The organism is Planomonospora parontospora (assembly GCA_014647935.1).
GTDB lineage: Bacteria > Actinomycetota > Actinomycetes > Streptosporangiales > Streptosporangiaceae > Planomonospora > Planomonospora parontospora.
The window spans coordinates 337,805-359,166 of the sequence record BMQD01000005.1 but is presented as its reverse complement, the minus strand read 5'-3'; the positions used below and the strand labels follow the sequence as shown (position 1 = coordinate 359,166).

23 protein-coding genes and 1 pseudogene are annotated in these 21,362 nt (G+C 72.5%); 15 read left to right on the top strand and 9 right to left on the bottom strand.

Translation table 11 applies throughout. The features are described 5' to 3' along the window. Together IEZ07_RS35580 and IEZ07_RS10975 are read left to right on the top strand one after the other, a co-directional pair. On the top strand, positions 1 to 465 hold the full coding sequence (locus IEZ07_RS35580) for a M15 family metallopeptidase (protein ID WP_301549317.1): 465 nt from the start codon (positions 1 to 3) through the stop codon (positions 463 to 465). A gap of 290 nt (positions 466 to 755) precedes the next feature. Further along, complete coding sequence (locus IEZ07_RS10975; protein WP_191894623.1) at positions 756 to 1,586, top strand: hypothetical protein; 831 nt, start codon at positions 756 to 758, stop codon at positions 1,584 to 1,586. Between the two features lie 68 nt (positions 1,587 to 1,654). Here the strand turns inward: IEZ07_RS10975 and IEZ07_RS10970 are convergent, their stop codons facing one another. After that, positions 1,655 to 2,203, bottom strand: coding sequence for a GNAT family N-acetyltransferase (locus IEZ07_RS10970; RefSeq protein ID WP_191894622.1), 549 nt, complete (start codon positions 2,201 to 2,203; stop codon positions 1,655 to 1,657). Positions 2,204 to 2,502: 299 nt separating this feature from the next. On the opposite strand from IEZ07_RS10970, the gene IEZ07_RS10965 reads away from it, so the two are divergent. Continuing rightward, complete coding sequence (locus IEZ07_RS10965) at positions 2,503 to 3,366, top strand: NUDIX hydrolase (RefSeq protein ID WP_191894621.1); 864 nt, start codon at positions 2,503 to 2,505, stop codon at positions 3,364 to 3,366. A gap of 129 nt (positions 3,367 to 3,495) precedes the next feature. Here IEZ07_RS10965 and IEZ07_RS10960 read toward each other — a convergent pair whose 3' ends face one another. The 3 genes from IEZ07_RS10960 to IEZ07_RS35570 form a co-directional block, all read right to left on the bottom strand. Beyond that, positions 3,496 to 4,176, bottom strand: a complete 681-nt coding sequence (locus IEZ07_RS10960; RefSeq protein WP_191894620.1) for a response regulator — start codon at positions 4,174 to 4,176, stop codon at positions 3,496 to 3,498. A gap of 129 nt (positions 4,177 to 4,305) precedes the next feature. Then, entirely contained in the window at positions 4,306 to 4,716 is a 411-nt protein-coding gene (locus IEZ07_RS35575; protein WP_204054700.1) for a histidine kinase, read from the bottom strand. Beyond that, positions 4,689 to 5,132: a hypothetical protein gene (locus IEZ07_RS35570; RefSeq protein ID WP_204054699.1), complete on the bottom strand. Its 444-nt coding sequence runs from the start codon at positions 5,130 to 5,132 to the stop codon at positions 4,689 to 4,691. Before IEZ07_RS35570 ends, IEZ07_RS35575 begins: the two co-directional genes overlap by 28 nt. A gap of 42 nt (positions 5,133 to 5,174) precedes the next feature. On the opposite strand from IEZ07_RS35570, the gene IEZ07_RS10950 reads away from it, so the two are divergent. The 7 genes from IEZ07_RS10950 (at position 5,175) to IEZ07_RS10920 (ending at position 10,222) form a co-directional block, all read left to right on the top strand. Continuing rightward, on the top strand, positions 5,175 to 5,417 hold the full coding sequence (locus tag IEZ07_RS10950) for a hypothetical protein (RefSeq protein WP_191894619.1): 243 nt from the start codon (positions 5,175 to 5,177) through the stop codon (positions 5,415 to 5,417). A gap of 61 nt (positions 5,418 to 5,478) precedes the next feature. Continuing rightward, entirely contained in the window at positions 5,479 to 6,510 is a 1,032-nt protein-coding gene (locus IEZ07_RS10945) for a permease (protein ID WP_191894618.1), read from the top strand. A 154-nt stretch (positions 6,511 to 6,664) separates the two neighbouring features. Continuing rightward, entirely contained in the window at positions 6,665 to 7,516 is an 852-nt protein-coding gene (locus tag IEZ07_RS10940) for a TIGR03943 family putative permease subunit (RefSeq protein WP_191894617.1), read from the top strand. A gap of 15 nt (positions 7,517 to 7,531) precedes the next feature. Further along, a complete protein-coding gene (locus IEZ07_RS10935; protein WP_191894616.1) occupies positions 7,532 to 8,434 on the top strand; it encodes a TIGR03619 family F420-dependent LLM class oxidoreductase in 903 nt (300 codons plus the stop codon). Positions 8,435 to 8,638: 204 nt separating this feature from the next. Next, entirely contained in the window at positions 8,639 to 9,304 is a 666-nt protein-coding gene (locus IEZ07_RS10930; RefSeq protein ID WP_191894615.1) for a hypothetical protein, read from the top strand. A 121-nt stretch (positions 9,305 to 9,425) separates the two neighbouring features. Next, the gene (locus IEZ07_RS10925) at positions 9,426 to 9,833 is read left to right on the top strand and encodes a hypothetical protein (protein ID WP_068897844.1); all 408 of its coding nucleotides are present in this window, start codon (positions 9,426 to 9,428) and stop codon (positions 9,831 to 9,833) included. Between the two features lie 2 nt (positions 9,834 to 9,835). After that, a complete protein-coding gene (locus IEZ07_RS10920; RefSeq protein WP_189239950.1) occupies positions 9,836 to 10,222 on the top strand; it encodes a hypothetical protein in 387 nt (128 codons plus the stop codon). A 141-nt stretch (positions 10,223 to 10,363) separates the two neighbouring features. On the opposite strand, the gene IEZ07_RS10915 is transcribed toward IEZ07_RS10920, so the two are convergent. Further along, the gene (locus IEZ07_RS10915; RefSeq protein ID WP_191894614.1) at positions 10,364 to 10,978 is read right to left on the bottom strand and encodes a cadmium resistance transporter; all 615 of its coding nucleotides are present in this window, start codon (positions 10,976 to 10,978) and stop codon (positions 10,364 to 10,366) included. A 114-nt stretch (positions 10,979 to 11,092) separates the two neighbouring features. Continuing rightward, complete coding sequence (locus IEZ07_RS10910; RefSeq protein WP_191894613.1) at positions 11,093 to 11,971, bottom strand: hypothetical protein; 879 nt, start codon at positions 11,969 to 11,971, stop codon at positions 11,093 to 11,095. Positions 11,972 to 12,202: 231 nt separating this feature from the next. Here IEZ07_RS10910 and IEZ07_RS10905 point away from each other — a divergent pair, with 231 nt between their 5' ends. The 3 genes from IEZ07_RS10905 (at position 12,203) to IEZ07_RS10895 (ending at position 15,422) form a co-directional block, all read left to right on the top strand. Next, on the top strand, positions 12,203 to 12,763 hold the full coding sequence (locus IEZ07_RS10905; RefSeq protein WP_191894612.1) for a hypothetical protein: 561 nt from the start codon (positions 12,203 to 12,205) through the stop codon (positions 12,761 to 12,763). Between the two features lie 254 nt (positions 12,764 to 13,017). Beyond that, complete coding sequence (locus tag IEZ07_RS10900; protein ID WP_191894611.1) at positions 13,018 to 13,674, top strand: acyl-CoA-like ligand-binding transcription factor; 657 nt, start codon at positions 13,018 to 13,020, stop codon at positions 13,672 to 13,674. 161 nt (positions 13,675 to 13,835) lie between these two features. After that, positions 13,836 to 15,422, top strand: a complete 1,587-nt coding sequence (locus IEZ07_RS10895) for an MDR family MFS transporter (RefSeq protein ID WP_191894610.1) — start codon at positions 13,836 to 13,838, stop codon at positions 15,420 to 15,422. Positions 15,423 to 15,572: 150 nt separating this feature from the next. Here the strand turns inward: IEZ07_RS10895 and IEZ07_RS10890 are convergent, their stop codons facing one another. After that, entirely contained in the window at positions 15,573 to 18,011 is a 2,439-nt protein-coding gene (locus IEZ07_RS10890; RefSeq protein WP_191894609.1) for a DUF4132 domain-containing protein, read from the bottom strand. Next, positions 18,011 to 18,403 carry a hypothetical protein gene (locus IEZ07_RS10885; RefSeq protein WP_191894608.1) on the bottom strand — a complete coding sequence of 131 codons (393 nt, stop codon included), beginning with the start codon at positions 18,401 to 18,403 and terminating at the stop codon, positions 18,011 to 18,013. The genes IEZ07_RS10890 and IEZ07_RS10885 overlap by 1 nt, the downstream gene beginning before the upstream one ends. Positions 18,404 to 18,624: 221 nt before the next feature. Between IEZ07_RS10885 and IEZ07_RS10880 the strand changes: the two genes are divergently transcribed. Continuing rightward, entirely contained in the window at positions 18,625 to 19,329 is a 705-nt protein-coding gene (locus IEZ07_RS10880; protein ID WP_191894607.1) for a class I SAM-dependent methyltransferase, read from the top strand. Positions 19,330 to 19,394: 65 nt separating this feature from the next. Here IEZ07_RS10880 and IEZ07_RS10875 read toward each other — a convergent pair whose 3' ends face one another. Further along, positions 19,395 to 19,784, bottom strand: a complete 390-nt coding sequence (locus tag IEZ07_RS10875) for a hypothetical protein (RefSeq protein WP_191894606.1) — start codon at positions 19,782 to 19,784, stop codon at positions 19,395 to 19,397. Positions 19,785 to 20,007: 223 nt separating this feature from the next. On the opposite strand from IEZ07_RS10875, the pseudogene IEZ07_RS35565 reads away from it, so the two are divergent. Beyond that, positions 20,008 to 21,090: pseudogene (locus tag IEZ07_RS35565) on the top strand (serine hydrolase domain-containing protein); the annotation flags it as partial. Positions 21,091 to 21,362 lie beyond the last annotated feature (272 nt).

Below are 21,362 nucleotides of genomic sequence, written 5' to 3'. Positions count from 1 at the left end.
ATGACCTACTGGGGCTTCGACGACCGGCCGCACACCGGCGAGCTGGTCGTGCACGAGGACGTCGCCGACGACGTCGTCACCGTCTTCGGCCGGCTGTACGGCTGGCGCTGGCCGATCTACCGGATGGTGCTCGTCGACGTCTACAAGGGCGACGACTTCGACTCGATCGACGCCGACAACACCTCGGCCTTCAACTGCCGCCCGGCGACCGGCTCCAGCAGCTGGTCACGGCACGCGTACGGCAAGGCCATCGACATCAACCCCCGCGAGAACCCCTACGTCTCCGCGGACGGTTCGGTCGCCCACCGGAACGCCCGCAGGTTCGCCGAGCGCCCGGTGAAGGCCCCCGGTGTGATCAACCCCGGCGACAAGGTGGTCCGCGCCTTCGAGAGGCTCGGCTGGGAGTGGGGCGGCTCGTGGTCCGGGATCAAGGACTACCAGCACTTCAGCAAGGGCGGCGGCTGAGATCCGGGTCGGCGCCGGGAGCACGCGGAGGTTCCGGCGCGCGGCTCCGAGGTCTTCAACCGGTTTATCGAACCCACGTCGACGTGGGCGAGCCTGGCGACGAGCGGTCCCACGCTCACGCCCGTCTCCATGCCCTCCATGTCGCGAACGACGCAGACGCCCAGGCACTGGACGAGGCCGTCCGGCGAACCGGTCGGCTCGGCTCCCATGATCCGGTGATTGAAAAGAGATCTCGGGACGAGAGGATCAGCGATGCCTTCCCGGCACGGAGGATCGAGAGGACGACCCGGATGAGGCGATGGATCACCACGATGGTCGGTGCGATGACCGTGTCCGTCGCGGTCACCGGATTCGGTATCGCCGCGGATGCCCAGGCGGCCCCGGTCAACCCGGCCGACGCGCTCAGGCGCCAGCTCGTCGAAGACCGGGGCGTGACCATGTCAGAGATCACCACCACATGGACGGACGGGAAGAAGCACAGGATTCGGGACAAGACCCGCGCCGAGTTCGGCGACGGCGGGGTGATCGCCACCGACTTCACGCACGGCACCGGATCCGACGCCTCCCCGTTCTCCGTACGGTTCCTCACGTTCAAGGGCCGGCTGTACTGTCGGGGCTGGATCTGCCCCGCCTCCGGGGGGAAGACCTGGGTCCTGTCCGACGAGGACGAGGCGACCCGTCCCTTCCTGGAGTCCGACGGGATCGATCTCGGTGATCCGGCCGCGTTGCACGCTGTACTGGCAACGACCGAGGCCACGCGCCCGGGAGGCGTCTACGACGGCACCCGGACCACGATCCACCAGGGGACGATCACCTACGCCGAGCTCTACAGGACGTCTCCCGCCTTCCGTGACGACTACGGCAGGAAACCGCCCACCGGCAGAGACGCGAAGACCGAGGTCTCGTGGCGGCTCTGGATCGGCAAGGACCAACTGGTACGCAGAGTCCAGACCTCTCGAACCGCGCGGCTCATCAAGGGCAGAGACCTCTGGGTTTCCCGGGTCGTTGACGCCCGCCTCACCGGATGGGGCGCCGAGACCGACATCCCCGTTCCTTCCGCTGACGAGACCGCGGGGCGAGCCGACTGGAAGAATCCCGGGGAAAAGCGCCCCGTTTCCTGAACCTCGCCACTTCGACAGCGCAGCGGGGAGCCGTGGACGGGCAGGAGTCGGACGCATCGGCGCCGAGGTCAGCTCCGGCGGATCTCCCAGACCACGTCGACGCCGCTCTCCGCGGGCGCCACCGGCTCCCGGGGCACCCGGCCGACCTCACGGTAGCCCAGGCGCCGGGGCACGGCGCCGCTCACGTGGTTCGCCGCGTCGTGTTTGATCACGATCCGCTCGATCCCCGGCAGGGCGAGCCCCTCGGCGGTGAGCGCCCCGGCCGCGGCCGTCATGTGCCCCCGGCCGGTGTGGCCGCCGTGCAGCCAGTAGCCGATCTCCAGGGCGCCGGGGCCGACGCGGGCCATCAGGCTGATGGATCCGACGACCGGGCCGCCGTCGGCGGGCCGGAGGACGTAGGCGAACTCGGTGCCGCCGGCCCAGCCCTCCTCCGCGCGCCGGATCCAGCCGAGGGCGTCCTCGACGGAGTGCCCGTCGTGGGCCCAGGGCATCCACGGCTGCAGGTGCGCGACGGACTCCTCGATCGCGGCCGCGACGCTCTCGGCGTCGGTCTCCCGCACCCGGTGGAGGACGACGGACCCGGCGGCGATCTCTTCGGGAGGGGATGCCTGTTCCATCGGAACATACTGGTAGAAGCACCCTCACCGGCGCAATCGGGATATCGGCGGACACGGACCCTCGGCACGGTCGGGGCCGCACGTCCCGCCGCCGGGACCGGTGACGACGTGCCCGCACGGACTCCGGACGCGGCCGGATCCCGCGCCCCGCCGTCACCCGCGGGGCACGCGTTCCGGGCCGGACCCCGCCGGGCAGTACCTCCGCCAGGGGGCCGCCGGTGTCCCCCAGGCCGGACGGTCGCACACGGTGACCGCTCCGACCCCTGGTAAAAGATCCGAGCTGAGGCATCATGGACGCTATGACGGTGGGGGACGGTGACGGCTGGGCCCGGTGCGACCGAGGTCACCGGCACTGGGGCGTGTACGGCGCGTCCGGACTGCTCGCCGTCCACCACGACTCCGCGGGCACCCCTCACGTCCTCATGCAGAAGCGCTCCCTGTGGAGCCACCACGGCGGCACCTGGGGCCTGCCCGGCGGCGCCCGCGACAGCCACGAGGACGCGATCACCGGCGCCCTGCGCGAGGCCCGCGAGGAGGCCGCCCTGCACGGCGACGGCCTCCGCGTGCAGGGCGTCTACCTGGACGACCACGGGGGCTGGTCCTTCGAGACGGTGATCGCCGAGGCCGACGGCCTGCTGCCCGCGGTCCCGGCCAGCAGCGAGAGCGCCGACCTGCGCTGGCTGCCCGCCGAGGAGATCGCCGCCAGGAGGCTCCACCCCGGCTTCGCGGAGACCTGGCCCGCGCTCAGGCCCGCCCTCGGCCCCCTCGTGCTCGTCCTCGACGCCGCCAACATCGTCGGCGCCCGTGCCGAGCACGGCTGGTGGAGGGACCGCGCCGGGGCGACCGCCAAACTGCTCTCCGAGGTCGCGGCCCTAGCCGAGGGCGGCCTGCACGCCGTACCCGGGCACGTGCCGCCCCTGGCCCGCTGGTTCCCCCGGATCGTCACGGTCGTCGAGGGCGCCGCCCGGGAGGTGACCGCGCCGCCCGGCCTCACCGTCCTGGCCGCGCCGGGCAGCGGGGACGACACGATCGTGCGGGCCGTACGGGAGACCTCCGGCTGGGAGCGCGTCCTCGTCGTCACCGCCGACCGCGCCCTGCGCGACCGCGTCACCGAACTCGGCGCCGACGTCACCGGGCCGAGGTGGCTGCTGTCGCAATTGTGAGCGTTCTCTTGGTGTGGTCGTCCTCCTGGCGTGGTCGTTCTCCCGGCGTGAACGGTTTCCGGTGTGGTCGTCCTCCCGGTGTGAGCGGTTTCCGGGGCGAGCGGTTTCCGGGGTGAGTGGGCCGCCGGGTCAGCGGGTGCCCGGCTGGAGGAGTCCCGACTCGTAGGTGGCGATGACCGCCTGCACCCGGTCGCGCAGGCCCAGCTTCATCAGGACGTTGCTCACGTGCGTCTTGACCGTGTGCTCGCTGACCACCAGCTCGGCGGCGATCTCCGCGTTGGACAGCCCCCTGCCCAGCAGGACCAGCGTCTCGCGTTCGCGCTGGGTCAGCCCGTCCAGCCCGGACGGCCCGGACGGGCTGCCGGACGGGACCGGGGCCGGGCGCGGACGCCTGCTCACCATGTCGTCGATCAGCCGCCTGGTCACGGACGGGGCCAGCAGCGAGTCCCCGGCCGCCACGACGCGGACCGCGTGGACCAGGTCGTCCCGGCGCACGTCCTTGAGCAGGAAGCCGCTCGCCCCGGCGTGCAACGCGTCGTAGACGTAGTCGTCCTGGTCGGAGGTGGTGAGCATGAGGACCCGGGTGGCGGTCTCCGCGCACACCGTGCGGGCGGCCTCGATGCCGTCCATGCGGGGCATCCGGATGTCGAGGAGCAGCACGTCCGGCCGGTGCCTGCGGACGGCCGCGATCGCCTCGATCCCGTCACCGGCCTCCCCGGCGACCGTGATGTCCGGCTGCGCGTCCAGGATCATCGCGAAGCCGCTGCGCACCGGTTCCTGATCGTCGGCGATCACCACGCTGATCGTCACCGGGTCACCTCCGCGGTCCCGCGGAAGGGGAGCCGTACGGACACCCGGAACCCGGTCCCGTCCGGGGCGGGGCCGAACGCGGCGGTGCCCCCGCAGGCCGCGGCCCGCTCGCGGATGCCGATCAGCCCTTCACCGCCCCGCTCGCGGATGCCGGTCCGCTCGCCGCCATCCCGTCCGCCGGTCCGCTCGCCGCCACCCCGTCCATCGCCGCCCCGTCCACCGCCACTCCGTCCACCGCTCCCCCTGCCGTCGTCGGTGGAAGGCGGCCTCCGCCCGTTCCGGGTTCGACCGTACGGCGAGCGGCCCGGCCTCGGCCTGGACGACCATGACGCTCACCGCGTGGGCGAGGACGTCGTGCATGTCCCGGGCGATCCTGGCGCGCTCGCGTTCCGCCGCGCGCTCCGCCTCGATCTCGCGCTCGCGCTCCAGCCGTACGGCCCGCTCCTCCAGCCCGGCGGTGTAGGCGCGGTGCATCGCCACGGCCCTGCCGAGCGCGTAGGCGGCGGCCCAGGTCACCATCCCCCGCACGAACGTGGGCACGGAGCCCACCGAGAGCAGGGAGCCGCAGAGGACGATCGCGGCCCCGGCGAAGCGCCGCCTGCGGGGACAGCGTTCGGCCACGGTGTAGGTGGCGACCGGCCAGCCGTACCAGATGGCTGGGCCGGGTTGTCCGGGTCGTTGAGGGAGTACAGGCCCGAGGCGGCGAGGGTGAGGACCAGCACCGCGAACGGGTACCGGCGGCGCGCGAGCAGCGGCAGCGCGGAGGCGAGGACGGGGAGGTAGTGGGCCACCGTCCACGGCCCCTCAGCGAGGCGGCGCGTCTCGTACAGGAACGGCACCGACTGGGCGGCGAGCACCAGGACGGTCAGCGCCACGTCTGGCACGACGGGAGGAAGCGCTCGCACCCGCCCGGCCAGGGAGCCGGTCAAGCCGTCGACCAGAGGGGAGAGGGACATGGCACCGGAGTATCCAGGACGGCCCGGGGCCGCCGACTCCCCGTGCAGGGGATCTCCTTCTTCGCCGCCCAGTTCGCCCTCGTCCCGCAGCTCGCCGTCGCCGGCCGGGTCAGGGCCTGGACGCCCGTCCTGGTCATGGCCGACCTGCTGCTCCCGTTCTTCGAGAAGGACCTGATCCCGCTGGGCGCGCTGTTCCTGCTCGTCTCCTTCGCCCCCCTCGCCCGCCGGTCCGCCGCGGCCGTACCCACGGCCCCCACCACCCCCGCCGCCGCCGTGTCCAGGTGAATGTTCCACGTGGAACATCGGGGCGCCCGGCGCGCAGGGAACGTCTGGCACGATGGGGACCATGTCTCATCTCCACACCGATCCGCCGCGGGCGTGGACGGATGAGGACGGACCGGTCCCGCCGGACTCCTGGGGCCGCGACCTCTCTCCGGGGCGCGCCCTCCCCTGGGGCTTCATGCTCGTCATCGTCCTGCTGGTCGTGGGACGGTTCGCACTCGCCCCCCACCTGACCTCGGCGGCTCTGCGGACCTGGGCGACGATCTTCGTGGCCATCTGCGTGCAGGCCCTGCCGTTCCTGGTCTTCGGGGTCGCCCTGTCCGCCGCGATCACCGCTTTCGTCCCGGCCTCGTTCTGGACCAGGGCGCTGCCCGGACGCCCCTCGGTGGCCGTGCCCGTCGCCGGGATGGCGGGCGCGGTGCTCCCGGGCTGCGAGTGCGCGTCGGTCCCGGTCGCCTCGGGGCTGATGGCCCGGGGGGTCACCCCGGCCGCCGCGCTCGCCTTCCTGCTCGCCTCACCCGCGATCAACCCGATCGTGCTGGTCGCGACCGCCGTCGCCTTCCCCGGCCAGCCGCTGATGGTCGCCGCCAGGTTCGGCGCCTCGCTGACCGTGGCGGTGCTCGTCGGCTGGCTCTGGCTACGGTTCGGCCGGAGCGAGTGGTTGCGGATCCCGTCCCGCCCGCACGACGGGGGCTCGAAGCTCGTCGCGTTCGGCGAGGCCATGCGGCACGACCTGCTGCACGCCGGCGGGTTCCTCATCGTCGGCGGCCTGGCCGCCGCCACGCTCAACGTGCTCGTCCCCCGCGAGTGGCTGACCGCCGTGGCCGCGATCCCCTGGCTGGCGGTGCTGGTCATGGCCCTGCTCGCCGTGCTGCTGTCGATCTGCTCGGAGGCCGACGCGTTCGTGGCCGCCTCGATGACCGCGTTCTCACCCACCGCGAAGCTCGCCTTCCTGGTGGTCGGGCCGATGGTCGACCTCAAGCTGATCGCGTTGCAGGCCGGCACGTTCGGCCGCGCGTTCGCGGTCAGGTTCGTCCCGTTGACCTTCGCGCTCGCCGTGCTGGTGAGCGCCCTGTGCGGATGGTTGCTGCTTTGACGTCCTCCCCCTTCCCGGCGTCCCCGTACGGCTTTCGATCCCTGTCCGGCTCGCGGTCCCTGTCCGGCTCGCGGTCCCCGTACGGCTTTCGATCCCTGTACGGTTTTCGGTCCCCGTGCGGCCCGGAGGGTGGGGTCCGCGCCCGGGAGGTCCGGTGAACCGCCTGTCCCAGAGCCTGGTCCTGGCTCTCCTGGGGGGCGCCGTGCTGCGGATCTCGGCTTTCTCCACGACCTACCTGAACTACGTGAAGCCCGGTTTCCGGCCGTTCCTGATCGGTGCGGGGGCGGTGCTGCTGATCCTCGGCGCCACCGGCCTGGTCCAGGCGTGGCGGATGAAGGAGGGGCAACGGGACGGGCCCGTGCACGACCACCGGAACGAGGACGGAGCCGGGGACGGGTCCATGCACGTCCCCGGCGCCGGAGCCGGGGACGGCGCCGGCCACGCACACCGCCAGGGGCACGGGCATGAGCACGGGCACGGCCATGAGCACGGGCACGGGCACGAAGGGCCGCGGGTCGCCTGGCTGATGTGCCTGCCGGTGTTCGTCATCTTCCTGATCGCACCGCCCGCCCTGGGCTCGTTCGCCGCCGCCCGCTCCGACGACACGCCCCGGCCCCGGTCGCAGGCTCTCAGCGCCTTCACCCCGCTGACCGGCGACGGCCCGGTGGACATGAAGATCGGCGAGTTCATCGGCCGCGCCTGGGACGACGAGAAGAGGTCCCTGACCGGCCGCCAGGTCCGGCTGACCGGCTTCGCCGTACCGTCCAGGAAGCAGGGCCAGTGGTACCTCACCCGCATGCAGCTGGCCTGCTGCGCCGCGGACGCCTTCCCGCTGAAGGTCGCGGTCAAGGGGGTCCCCGCACCGGCCGCCGACACCTGGGTCGAGGTGACCGGCACCTGGATCCCCCCGAAGTTCGAGAAGATGCCAAACGGGGTAGTCCATCCGGAGTTGTCCGCCACGGGTCTGGTGAAGATCGACGCCCCCGCCGAGCCGTACGAGGACTAGGAACGGGAGGGACCCGTGGATCTCGGCCTGGCCCTGGCCCAGTACGGCCCGTTCGCCTCCCTCGGCAGCGTGACGGCGGTCGCCCGGGCGGCGGAGGAGCTCGGATACGACAGCGTCTGGGTCGGTGACCGGCTGCTGACACCGCTGGCTCCGCAGGACCCGTATCCCGGCGGCGGCACCGTCCCGCCGCGGCACCGGACGTTCCTGGACCCGTTCGCCGTGCTGTCGGTCGCGGCGGCCGTGACCGGCCGGGTCCGGCTGGGGTCCAGCACCCTCAACGCCTGCTGGTACCCGCCCGCGGTGCTGGCCCGCTCCCTGGCCACGCTCGACCGGCTCAGCGGGGGGCGCGCGGTCGCCGGATTCGGACTGGGCTGGTCCCGCGACGAGTACGCCGCCGTCGGCGTGCCGTGGCGGGGACGCGGGGCCCGGCTGGAGTCGGCCCTGGACGCGCTGGAGGCGATCTGGTCGTCCGATCCCGTGGCGTACGACTCGGACCTCTGGTCGATCGCGCCGAGCGTCATCGGCCCGAAACCGGTCCGCCTCCCCGTCTACCTGGCCGGATTCGCACCCCCCGCGCTGGACCGGGTCGGCCGCCGGGCCGACGGCTGGCTCACCGCCGCACTGCCCGTCCCCGTGCTGACCGGCATGTGGTCGCGCGTCCGGCGGGCCGCGGAGCGGGCGGGCCGCGACCCCGACCGGCTGCGCATGGTCCTGCGGATCAACCCGCACGTCACCGAGGCCCCCGCGGCGGCGGAGGCACTGCCGCACACCGGGACCGTCGCGCAGATCGCGGGCTACCTGGCCGCCGCGGTCGAGGCCGGGGCCCACGAACTCCTCGTCGACCTCCAGCTGACCGCCGCCGACGACGACCACCTGCTCGAACTCGCCACCGCCTTCCGGGACGCCCTGAGACGCTGACGCCTGCACCCCGGGGTTCCGAGGTCCCGTGAAGCCCCGAGACCCTGAAGCCCTGAAATCCGGTGAAATCCCGAGGTCCCAAGATCCGGAGGCCCCGAGACCCCGAGGCCCTGAGGTTCGGATGGACCGGTGGTCTCCATCGCCGCTCGGGGACGAGCGGCGTTACGATCACCGCATCCGTTCCCACCGGCCCCGGAGACCGAAGTGGGCTACCCGCCGCAGTACGGCCCGCCGCCCAGGGGCGAGACGGGCCGCGGCCTGACCGTGATCGTCCTCATGGTCGCCGGCCTGATCATCGGGACGGTCATCGCCGTGCTCACGGTGCTGGACCCGTCCGCGGCGCAGGACTCCCCGCCGGCCTCCGCGAGCACCTCGGACGCTCCCGGCGACGCCCGCACGGAGGAGGCGGTACGGCAGGCCGCCCAGGCCGCGTTCGACGCCTACGCGGACGGGCGGTCCGGTGACTTCTGGGACCTGTGGAGCACCCGGGCCCAGGCGTCGATCACACGTGAGGAGTACGTGCGGCTGTTCCGGCTCTGCCCCCAGCTCGTCGCCGGTGCGGCGTTCACCGTCGCCGACGTCTACGTCACCGGCGACACCGCCCTGGTGTCGGCGAGCCGTACCGGGGACCCGACGCCCTACGACTACGACTTCGTCCGGGAGGACGGCTCGTGGCGGCACGTCCCGCCGCCGGAGGAGCAGGAGGAATACCGGGCCAAGGGCGTCGACCGGATCGTCGCGGAACGCCGGACCGCCGGCACCTGCGGCACCCCCGCTCCCACCACCTCCTCCGCCCCCTTCGCCCCCTCCGATCCCGCTTCCTCTGCTCCCTCCGATCCCGCTTCCTCCTTCACTCCCCCGACCGGCTGAACCCGGGGCCACCGACTCCTCCGCCCACTCCGCCTCCCCACCTTCCCCGGCCGGTCGAACCCCGGGGCCACCGCGCCGGAAAGGGCTGCCACGACGGGAATTCGGGGCTACTGTCGATGGCATGGCCTTCCCCCTGCCGTCACGGCGTGATGACGACAAGCCGGGCGAGTCCCGGTCCGGCGGGAGCACCGGCGCGGACACGCCGGGGATCCCGATGTGGCTGGCCCACCTGCAGCCCCGCGACGCCTCCGACGGCGAGGGCTCCGCCACCTCCGTCACCATCGAGCTGGACCGGGCCGACTACGAGGCGCTGACCCGCAAGGCGAGGTCGGACGGGAAGCGGGTCGCCGACGTCGTGCGCGCGGCCGTACAGCGGGAGATCGGCAACAAGCCGCACGTCATCGCTCTGATCCGCCGCTGGGATCTGAACCGCGAGGACCTCGACTCCGCCGCCGACGCGCTCGGTGTCGACCGCCTCTCCGACGAGGAGTGGAGCCAGATCAGCACGCGCCGGAGCCGGAGGATCTGACCATGCTCCCCGGTCGGGTCCTCGATGTCAGCGCGTTGATCGACATCGCCGTCGCCAAGACCAAGTACGCGCGGGCCGTCACCGCCACCTGCCTGAGCAGCGGCGGCGGCATCTGCGTGCCCGCCACCGCCCTGGCGGCCGTCTACTCCATCGCCCCGCTCTCCACCCAGGTGGAGCTGTTCGAGCTGGTCTCGACGCCCGGCGTGAAGGTCGACGACTTCACCTCCGGCAAGGTGGGCGACATCGCGGAGATCCTGGACGGCTCGCGGGACGTCACCGCCGGCCACGTCGTCTGGTGCGCCCGGAACACCCGGTGGCCGATCCTGACCGACCGGGGCGAGCAACTGGCCGTCTACGACCCCCACGTCATGATCGACTCCCTGCCGTAGTCCCGACCGGAGTACGGCAGGCGCACGGGCGGCGGACCCGGCAGGATCTTCGCTCACTCCTGGACCGGCCGAAGGCCTCAGGCCGATCGAAGTTCCCAGGCAGGGCGGAGCGCCATTCGAAGGCCTCGGACGGGTCAGAGGTCAGCCGAAGGCGAGCAGACGGCCGAGGACGCCGGATTCGAGGACGATGACCGCGCCGATCACGATGAAGACGGCGGGGACGAGCCAGTGCCCGGACCGCTCGACCGCGGCGACGACCTTCCGGTGGGAGCCGAGCCACGCCCCGGCCGCGCACCAGAACGCGGTCAGCACGGCGAAGACCGACACGGTGACCAGCCCCGAGGCGACGCCGATGGTCCGGAACACCGGGGTGTACACCGAGATGTTGTCCGCGCCGTTGGCGACGGTGACCCCCGCCACCGACAGCAGGCCGCTCGCGACCGCGGGAGCGGTCTCCTGCCCCGAGCGGGCGGCGCGGAGGGCTCCGGCCAGGCTCCACAGGCCGAGTCCCAGCGGGACCAGGCCGAGGAGTCCCGCCCACTCGTCGGGGACGACGGTGAGACCGAGCGCCGCCACGGCCGAGACCGCGACCAGCACCGCGATGCCGGCGTACTGACCGGCGACGATCTGCCAGGGCCGGGGCCGGCCTCCGGCACGGGAGGACAGGAACAGCACGGTCAGGACGATGACGTCGTCGATGTTGGTTCCGGCGAAGACAGCGGCGGCCGTGCCGATCGTCCCGAGAAGACCGTCCATGGCCGATCAGCGTAGGCGACACACGAAACAGTGGGTCCCCGCGGTCCGTCCGCGGGGACCCACCGTCCACCGGTTCCCGGTTCCCACCCGTCCAGGTGGGAACCGGGCACCGTCTCAGCGGCGCCGCTTCACCGTCTTGGTGGCGGTGATCTTCTTGGCGGACTCGACGCCGTTGGTCACGATGCCGCTCACCTGGACCTGGGCGCCGACCGGAAGGGCGGCCAGCGTGGAGGCGCTCCGGTTCAGGGTGATGACCGCACCGTCGGCGACGGGGATCGTGGTCTGTGCGAGGCGGCCCCTGACCAGGTGGGTCACGGCGACGGTCGCGGCGTCGGCGTCCACCGAGGCGACCACACCGTCCTGACGGAAGCCCCACGTGGTGGTCACCGCCAGAGCCGTGGCGGAACCCACGCTGTTGGTCACGATGCCGGTCACCTTCACCCGGGCGCCGGCCGGCACCTCGGCCAGCGTCGCGACGACACCGTCGATGACCACGGTCGCGTCCTCGGCCACCGGAATCACACTCTCCGCACCGTTGGCCGCCGTCACGGCGACGGTCGCGGCGTCGGCGTCCACCGAGGCGACCACACCGTCCTGACGGAAGTTCCACGTGGTGGTCACCGCCAGCCTGGTGGCGGTGCGGGTGCCGCTGATGCCGCTCCCGGTGACCTTGATGCGGGAGCCGACGGGTACCTCGGCCAGCGTCGCGGCGACACCGTCGACGGTCACGGAGGCGGTGGCGGCGACGGTGAGGGTGGCCTGGGAGGTGGTGCCGCCGGCGGCCGGGACGGCGACCTTGAGGATCGCGGCGTCGGCGTCCACCGAGGCGACGACGCCGTCGGTCCGGAACGTCACCGGCTTGACCGGGGCGGGGCGCCCCTTCGAGGCCGTCACCACGGCGGGAGCCGCCACCGCGAGCGCGGGCTGTACGGCCAGACCGCTGAGGGTCAGGCCGGCGGCGACGGAGAAGGCGAGCAGGTGGTGCTTGCGCATGAAGACGGGCTCCTCGGCTGGTGCGGTCGGACCACGACGATGCGCTCCGAACATGACCCGTTACGGTGCGAATCGGTTGCCCTACGGTTGCCGACGGTTTCTCACCTCAGATCCGCCGGTCGGTACGGCGGACGGTTCCTCATCGGATTCTCAGGCTCCCGCCATGGGCGTCTCATCCGGCCCGTCGACCATCGATGCAGGTCAACGAAGCGAAACCGAACAAGGAGTGTCATGAACCGCACCAAGCGCCTGGCCGTCATCGCCGGTCTCGGCACCGCCCTCGCCGGAGGACTGGTCGTTCCGGTGGCGGCCTGGGCCGCCGAGCCGACCCCTGCCTCCTCATCGACGGCCGGCACCGCGACCGACACCACGACCGGCGACGGACACCGCGGCGAGCACCGCGGACGGGGCGGTCACGGCTGGCGGGCCGCCGAACTCGCCGGGCTCCTCGGCGTCGACGAGGCCAAGGTCACCGCCGCGATGGAGGCCGTCCGCGGAGACCACGGCACCGGCAGGGAAGCCTGGCCGGGCGACCGTACCGCGATGGCCGAGACCCTGGCCGCCGAGCTCGGCGTGAGCGCCGACAAGGTGACCGCGGCGCTGGACACGTTGCGGCAGCAGCGCACCGCCGCAGCCGAGGCCGCCCTGGCCGAGCGGCTCAAGACCGCCGTCACCGCGGGCACCCTCACCCAGGCCGAGGCCGACGCCGTACTCAAGGCGCACCGCGCCGGCCTGCTGGGCGGCGGCCCCCGGGGCGGGGGAAAGGCGGCTGACGGCACCACCACCGAGTAGGGCTCCGGTCGGCAGGCCTGACCAGAGAACACCGGCCGGGGCGTGAACCGCCCCGGCCGGTTTCGTGTTCTCATCCGGGCCCACCGCCTCACGAGGCGACCGGTCTCACTTCGATGAGATGTCTGCTGGACCGGCTCGGGCGAGGACCGGACGGTCGGCCGATACGGCGCGCGCCCTCGTCGTCCGGCACGTTTCACAATCTAAAACATTGCAGGATCTGAAATTTTCTGACCGTCCCGCTCGTTCTGCCCATCGTGGACAGCAGCGACGAGCTCGGCCGGAGAGACCGGAAGAAGCTCGAAACCCGTGCGGCGCTGGAGCGTGCCGCCCTCAGACTGGTCGCCGAACGCGGTCTCGCCGATGTCACCGTCGAGGACATCGCCGGAGCGGTGGACGTCTCCTCCCGCACGTTCTTCAACTACTTCCCCACCAAGGAGGACGCCCTCATCGGCGGGGATCCGGCGGCCGCGGCCGACCTGCGCCGGAAGCTGGTGGCCGTGCCCTCCGCCGTACCCACGCTTGAGGCGTTGCGCCTGGTGTTGCGGGATGCGGCCGTGAGCATCCAGGAGCAGCGTGAGCAGTGGCTGCTCCGGCTCGGGGTGTTCGAACAGAACCCCTCGCTGCTGCCCCGCCTCGTCGCCGGCGGAGCCGAGACCGAGCGCTCCCTGACGGCCGCCGTCGCCGAGCGGTCCAGTGCCGGGTCGGCTGCCGACGGCCATGCCGAGCTCGTCACCGCCGTGGCCCTGACGGCCTTCCGGGTGGCGATGATGCGGTGGAGCGCCGCACGCGGCGAACCTCTCCTGGCCGACCTGCTGGACGACGTCTTCTCCCGGTTGTCCGCCGGACTGCCCGACCCCCGACCCCCGGCCCCCTCCGCCGGACTGCCCGGCCCCCGGCCCCCGGCCCCCTGACCGTCCTCTCCGAACGCCTTCTCCGGACCCGATCTCCCGAACACCCTCCCCGTACCTCTCCCGGACACCCCTCTCCTGAACCGCCCCGGCACTCCGCCGGGGATCGCGGACGTCTCCGACGCCGTACCGACCCCGACCCCTCTCTGAAAGATCGAGGAAGCATGACCGCCACCAGCGCGCAGCCCGAATCCGCGGCCGCGCCCCCCGGACCCACCTCCCGCCGGAAGGTCCTGCAAGCACTGTCCGGGCTGATGGTGGGCATGTTCGTGTCCATCCTGGCCTCGACCGTCGTGGCCAACGCCCTGCCGCGCATCATCACCGACCTGCAGGGTTCGCAGACCGTCTACACCTGGATCGTCACCTCGGAACTGCTGGCCATGACGGCCACCGTGCCGCTCTGGGGCAAGCTGGCCGACCTCTACAGCAAGAAGCTGCTGATCCAGCTCTCGCTGGGCCTGTTCGTGGTGGGCTCGCTGATCGCGGGTCTCACCCCGAACGTGGAGATCCTCATCGTCAGCCGCGTCGTGCAGGGCCTCGGCGCGGGCGGCATGACCGCGCTGGCCATGATCGTGATGGCGGCCATGATCCCGCCGCGCGAACTCGGCCGCTACGCCGGCATCTTCGGCGCCGTGTTCGGCGTCGGCACCGTCGCCGGACCGCTCATCGGCGGCATGCTCGTCGACACCTCGTGGCTCGGCTGGCGCTGGTGCTTCCTGATCGGCGTGCCGTTCACCATCCTGGCCATCGTCCTGCTGCAGCGCACACTCGACCTGCCGGTGGTGCGCAAGGAGGTCAAGGTCGACTACCTGGGCGCCTTCCTGATCACGCTGGGCGTCTGCACCCTGCTGGTGTGGTCGTCGCTGGCGGGCAACCAGTTCGAGTGGGCCTCCTGGTGGACCGCGGGCCTGGTGGGCGGCGGCCTGGCCGTCCTGGCGCTGGCGCTCTGGGTGGAGTCGCGCGCGGCCGAGCCGATCATCCCGCTCTCGCTGTTCAGGAACCGCACGGTCACCCTGGCCACCGTGGCCAGCGTGCTGGTCGGCGTGGCGATGTTCGGCGGCACGGTGTTCCTGTCGCAGTACTTCCAGATCGCGCTCGGCAAGTCCCCGACGGTCGCGGGCCTGATGAGCCTGCCGATGGTGTTCGGCCTGCTGGTCTCCTCCACCGTCGCCGGCCAGCTCATCACCAAGTGGGGCCGGTGGAAGGGCTTCCTGGTGGCCGGCGGCGTCGTCATGCTCGCCGGCATGGGCCTGCTGTCCACCATCGACGGGCAGACGAGCACGCTGCTGCTCTCGGTCTACATGGCGGTGCTCGGCATCGGCGTCGGCATGCTCATGCAGAACCTGGTGCTGGCGGCGCAGAACGACGTCCCCGCGCACGACCTGGGCGTCACCACCTCGACGCTGACCTTCTTCCGCAGCATGGGCGGCGCGGTCGGCGTCAGCGCCCTGGGCGCGGTGCTCGCCAACCGGATCACCACGCTGATGACGGAGAAGCTCGGCCCGCTGGCCGCGGGCGGCTCCGGCGGGGAGAGCCACGCCGTACCGGACATCTCCCAGCTGCCCGCGCCCGTGGTCCGCATCGTCCAGGACGTGTACGCCACGGCCACCGCCGACCTGTTCCTCATCGGCGTGCCGCTGACCGCGCTCGCGCTGGTGGCGGTGCTGTTCATCAAGGAGAAGCCGCTCAACACGCTGTCCGGCACGGAGCGGCTGGCCCAGGAGGAGGCGGTGCAGCTCCCGGCGCACTGACCCGGGTGCCGGGGGGCGGAGCCCCCCGGCTCACCCGCCTCGTTCCCCACCACACCCGTACGGCCTGACCGCCCCGTCAGCCGCCACCCTCATGGACCGGTGCGGCCGATGCGGCCCGCCCGCAGGACCGGCCGCCTGTCGGGGACGCGGTCACCGGCGGATCTGGCGGGTGATGGTGGGGTCGGTGATCGCGGTGTCCCCGGCCAGGAGCACGGCCTTGCTGAGGATGACCGCCAGCACCCGGTCGCCCTCGAACGGCAGGAACACCTGGCCGTCGCCCGTCTCGGCGGCCCGCCCGGGGACGATGCACAGATACCGGTCGTCGGGAGTCATCAGGATGTTGCCCGACCCGAGATGGATCTTGTAGGTCCGCAGGTCCCCGCGGACGTGCAGGAACCGGCCCTCGACCGTGCAGCGGTCGGCGATCGCCAGTCGCGGCACCAGCCGGGTCAGCAGGTCGCGGCGGGTCTGCGCGGTGCCCGACAGCTCGCCGAAGCTGTAGGAGGTCCAGTAGTCGCGGAAGCGCCCGTCCGGCCCGCCGTCCTGCCAGGTCGGGTCGTTGCCGACGCTCGCCACCCCGACGAACAGGTCGACGTCGCGCATGACCTCGCTGAGCACCAGCGGCGGCACCTCGTCCAGTGGGACCGGCCCGACGGCGGCGCCACCGCGTGTCCCCTGCCCGTACGCGCACCCGTCGCCGGCATGCGCGTGGTTGTCCGGCGCGGTGATCGGGTAGAAGCGCACCTGGTCGGTGGTGAGCCGCAGATAGGCCCCCGAGTCCGTGGTGTCGACGCCGTAGTCGTCGCCGATGCCCCCGATCCAGAACTCGGCGCGCAGCCCCCACCGCGGCAGCTCCCGGACCGCGGGCGGATAGGAGTCGTCGGCCATGATCCGCAGTCTGTTGCGCCAGCCGCGCAGCGCGGCCAGCGCGTGGAACTGGTGCTGGCGCAGGACGTGCGCGGCGTACCGGTTGGAGTAGACGCGGGTGTTCTCCTCCGCGGCGGTCAGCAGGTAGATCTCGCGGTGGGCCTGCTTGAACGGCTGGGTGATCCGGTGGCGTTCCAGCCAGTCGCGCCAGGCGAGCACCTCGGCCGTGTCCCGGCCGATCGGGTGCCAGAGCCGTACGGTCGCGTCCGCGGCCGGCGCCACCGGCGCGTCGTCCACGTCGCGCAGGGCTCCGTCGGCGTAGCCGTACGGCACGCCGTCGACCAGCCAGATCAGCCGCCTGCCTAGCGTGCCGACCAGCGGGTGGTCCAGGTAGCGCTCGCGCCAGACCCCGTACGGCCAGGACCGCTCCGCCAGGAACTGCTGGTCGAGCCGTTCGGCCTGGGCCGCGAGCATCTTGCCGATGTCCTTGGCCGAGGCCTTCAGCTCGGCCAGTTCCCCGGCGTGGTCCCGCCGTACGCCCGCGGGCGGCGACTTGACCGGCCGCCCGGCGGCGTTCCGCCAGGTGAGGGTGGTCCGGGTGCCGGTGACGGTCAGCTCGGCGACGGCCTCGCCGAGTCTCTCGACCCTCCGGCCCACCTCGGTGAGGCCGTAGACGGGTACGGCGAGCTCCTCGACCTCCTCGCGGGAGAGCCCGAGAGCGGCGGCGCGCGTGTCGAGCGCCGTGTTCAGGACCTTCAGCGTGCCCTTGTACGTCACCCGGGCGGACAACCGCGCCAGCTGGGCGAGCGCGGCCCCGCCGTCCATCAGGGAGAGCGCGTGCACGGCCGCGTTGGCGACCAGCGGGCTGCGCGGCCCGAGCCCGGGAACCTTGCGCAGGGCCGTCTCCACCAGCGTGCCTAGGGTCCGGGCCGAGTCCGGGTGTCCGGGCAGGAAGGCCAGCATCCAGGCCAGCCCTCGGATGCCGAACGCGTTGTGCGGGTCGAACTCCGCGTCGTCCATGTGACGGACGGGAATGCTCCTCGGCCGCCCGACCAGGGCGAGCCATCGGATGATCGTCGCCCGCGCGGGCTCGGGTCCCACCGCGTCGAGCAGCCGTCGCGCCCGCCGCTCCCAGGCTTCCGACGGCCTTGCGGAGGCGGCGGTCACCGCGTGCGCCGCCAGCGCCCGCCAGTCCTCCCCCAGCTCGGCCAGGTCGGCGAGCACCCGGTCGGCCCAGGGCTCGCCGGAGCTGAGGACCGGGTGACCGGGAGGGTCGACCAGGTCCTGGAGGGGCACCTTGCCGTATGCGGCGCGCGCCGTACGCCGGATCACGCCCAGCACCGGCCCCGGAAGCTCCCGGCCGGCTGCCAGCCACACGGTGGCGAGGCGGGCGAGGAAGTCGTGGGCGTAGTGCGTCTTGAACCCGGCGGCCCTGGAGAGGAGGGCCTCCACCGCGTCGAGGTGCTCCCCGAGCGGGACGTCTCGCAGGGCGACCTCCGCGAGGGTGTCGGACATGTAGCCGTCGCCGAGGTCCAGCCCGGCGAGGGCTGCCTCAATCCGGAACCCGTCCGGGCAGGTGGCGAGGGCGTCGGCCAGAAGCGTCCAGCCCCGCCCCCACATACCGTTGGGACCCTCGCGCACCACTTCGGTCACCAGCCTCACGGCGTCCCCGCCGTCCGCGAGCGCGCGGATCCGCGTGGAGTCGAGCGTCCTGCGGGACATCAGCCACCGACCAGGGGGACGAGCTTGAGGAAGATGATCTCGGTGCCCATCCGGAGGTCGAGCTCGGCGTCCAGCTCCTCCACCTGCCGGTCGTCGACCAGGACCAGGAACCCGTTGCGGCCGAACGCCTCCACCGCCTCGGCGAACTGCCGCTCGGCGTCCACCCGGCGCCGGGCCCGGGTGCGGTCGCCGTTCAGCTCCCGCTCGGTCTCGCCCGGCTGGACCAGCCCTCGGAAGGTCTCCGGCGGGGCCGCGTTGTACTCGGCGACCTCCTGGAAGACCCGGCGCCGGATCACCTCGCGCAGCGTGATCCGCTCCTCGAAGATCTCCAGATGCCAGGCCTCGCGCCGCTCACCCGAGGTCGTCTCGTCGACGAAGCTCACTCTCACCATGCCTGCGCAGCGTAGAGAACCCGTCCGACATTCACCGCAATCCCGAACAGAATCGGACTTCCACCTGATACCCGGTTCTCCTCGGACGGGTTCTCCTCCGGCCGGTTCCTCCCGGACGGGTTCTCCTCCGGCCGGTTCCTCTCCAGCGATCGAGGCGGATTCACCCCTCCGTCCCGGTTTCACCCCGCCCTGCGCCTCGCCCTGAAGTACCGTTGCCCGCCATGACCGACTTCATCTCCTTCCCCTTCTACGACCTGTTCCACGAGAACGGGCACATCCCGAGAGTCCGCGAGCAGCTCCCCCCGCTCCTCGCCGGGGTACGGCGGAGCATCCTGGAGATCGGTGCGGGAAGCGGCCTGGTCACCACGTCGCTGGCCGACTGGACCCCGGCGGAGATCTTCGCGCTGGAGCCCTCGGACGGCATGCGCGCGCTGCTGCTGTCCCGACTGGCCTCACGGCCGGAACTGCTGGAGCGGGTGACCGTGCTCTCCTGCGACGCGCTGAGCGTGGACCTGGACGAGCCGGTCGAGGCCATCGTGATGATCAACGTGATGTACGCCCTGGAGCCGGACTACCGCAGGCGGCTCTGGCCGGTGCTGGCGGACCGGCTGGAGCCCGGCGGCCTGCTGGTCTTCACCTGGCGCGCCGGCGGCCCTCCGGAGCCGCGCCCCCTCCAGGAGCTGGAATCACGTCGGGTGGGCCGGCACACCTACTCCGTCCTGTCGGAGGTCCTCGGGTCGGACGGGGAGGCGTTCGAGGCCCGCTACCTCTACCGGATCGCCGAGGGCGACAGGGTCATCAGCGAGGAGGAGATCACCGGGCACGCCTACCGTCCCGGATGGGACGTGATCGAGGGGGAGCTGACCGGCGCGGGTTTCGTCCAGGCCGACGCGCCTGAGGGTTTCCTCGCCTGGCGGCTCGCCTGAGGGTTTCCTCGCCCGGCGGCCCGCCAGAGCGCCTCCTCACCCGACGGGTCCATCCGAGGCCGAGCTCACCCCTGCTGCGGCCTGGTCCAGGAGGACCGCAGTTCGAGCACCTCACCCAGCAGGTGCCGCAGCTCGGGACCCTCGATCACGGCTGAGCGCGGCATCTGGCCGGGCCAGAGGTCGGTGAGCACCCAGAGCTCCTTGACGCCCACCTCCGCCCTGACCTGATCGTCGAACTCCTCGGGGACGTCGTCCGGCTCCTCGGCGCGGTACGCCACGAAGACGGGGAAACGCATCCCGCTCCCCTCCGGAGAGAAGCGCTCGGCGAACTCCACGCTCAGGGGGCGTCCGGAGACGCCCCCCAGCGAGACGGCACAACCCAGGAAGACATCGATGACCCCGTCCGGGTCATCGGTGACGGCGAAGCCCCCGCCGTTCGGGTGAACTGAGCGCATGACCGACCTGGATACCACAGGCTCAGCACCTGCCTCTCACCCGCTGCCGACCGGTGGGCACCGTGGACCGCCGGAGGCCCCGGCCGCTTCGGCCCCCGGAAGGGCCGTGCTCCCGGGCCCCTGACGAAAGTCAGGGCCGGGTCCGTCCGATCGTCCGCTGTGCGCCCGCCCCGCCGACTTCTAGCGTTCGTCGACGTGGACGAACGTCCGGGAGGAGAACGCGATGAGGATGTGGAAGGCCGCGGCGATCGCCTGTCTGGCCGGAGCGCTGCTCGGAACCGGCGCGACGGCGGCGAATGCCCTGCCGGACGCGGCGGAGACGGCCGGGGTCGCTGAGGCCACCGAGACCACCGAGACCACCGAGATCGACAAGACCGCTGAGGTCACTGAGGCCGCCGAGGTCGCCAAGACCGCCGGACCGAGCGCGACCACCGGACTGAGCGCGACCGCGATCGACCGCTACGTGCGCGGCTACCTCGAGCGGACCAGGCTGCCGGGTGCCCTGGTCGCGGTCACCAAGGACGGCCAGGTCGTGCACGCCGCGGGCTACGGCCGCACGGCCACCGGTGAGGCGATCACCGCGGACACGCCGATGCCGCTCGCCTCGCTGTCGAAGTCGTTCACGGCCCTGGCGGTGCTGAGGCTCGCCGACCAGGGCAGGATCGGCCTGGACGACCCCGTCCGGAAGCACCTGCCCGAGTTCACCATGGCCGACCCCCGCGCCGGGAGGATCACCGTGCGGGAGCTGCTCCAGCAGACCTCGGGCATGAGCGACCGGACCTTCCCGGAACTGACGCTCCCCGCACCGGACACCCTGAAGGACGCCGTCGCGATGCTGCGGGATGCTCCGCTCGCCGCCGAACCCGGCACCAGGATGATCTATCACAACCCCAACTACGCCGTCGCGGCACGGCTGGCCGAGGTGGTGGCCGGGGTACCGTTCGCCGACCACCTGGCCGCCGCGGTGTTCCGTCCGCTGGGCATGACGTCCACCACGACGGTGGACGTCACCACGGACCTGCCCCACGCGGGCGAGGGACACGTCCGCGCCTACGGCCAGGTCGTCAGGCGCTCCCATCCCAAGTGGTTCGTCAACGGCTCGTACGGCGTCGTCAGCACCGCCCGCGACATGGCCAGGTGGCTGATCGCGCAGAACGGCGCCGGCGGCGCCTTCCCCGAGGAGACGCTCAGGACCGCCCAGCGCGCGTCCGGCGTGGGCGGCAGCCACTACGGCATGGGCTGGGAGACGGGGAAGACCGCCGGAGGGGCGCCCGCGCTCCGGCACACCGGCTGGCTGCTCACCCACAACTCCGCGCAGACGCTCCTGCCCGAGAGCGGGTACGGCATCGCCGTCGTCACCAACACCGGGATGATCTCCGGTGACGACGCGGTCATTCTCACCGACGGACTGATCGACCTCCTCGAAGGGCGGACGGACGCGGGCGCCGTACCCTTCACCACGACCGCGGACCCCTGGCTGGGCGGCCTGACGCTGCTCAGCCTCGGGGCCGGCCTCGCCGGGGTGTGCCGTGCGCGCCGATGGGCCCGCCGCCGTTCGGGACAGGCCGCGTGGCGCCC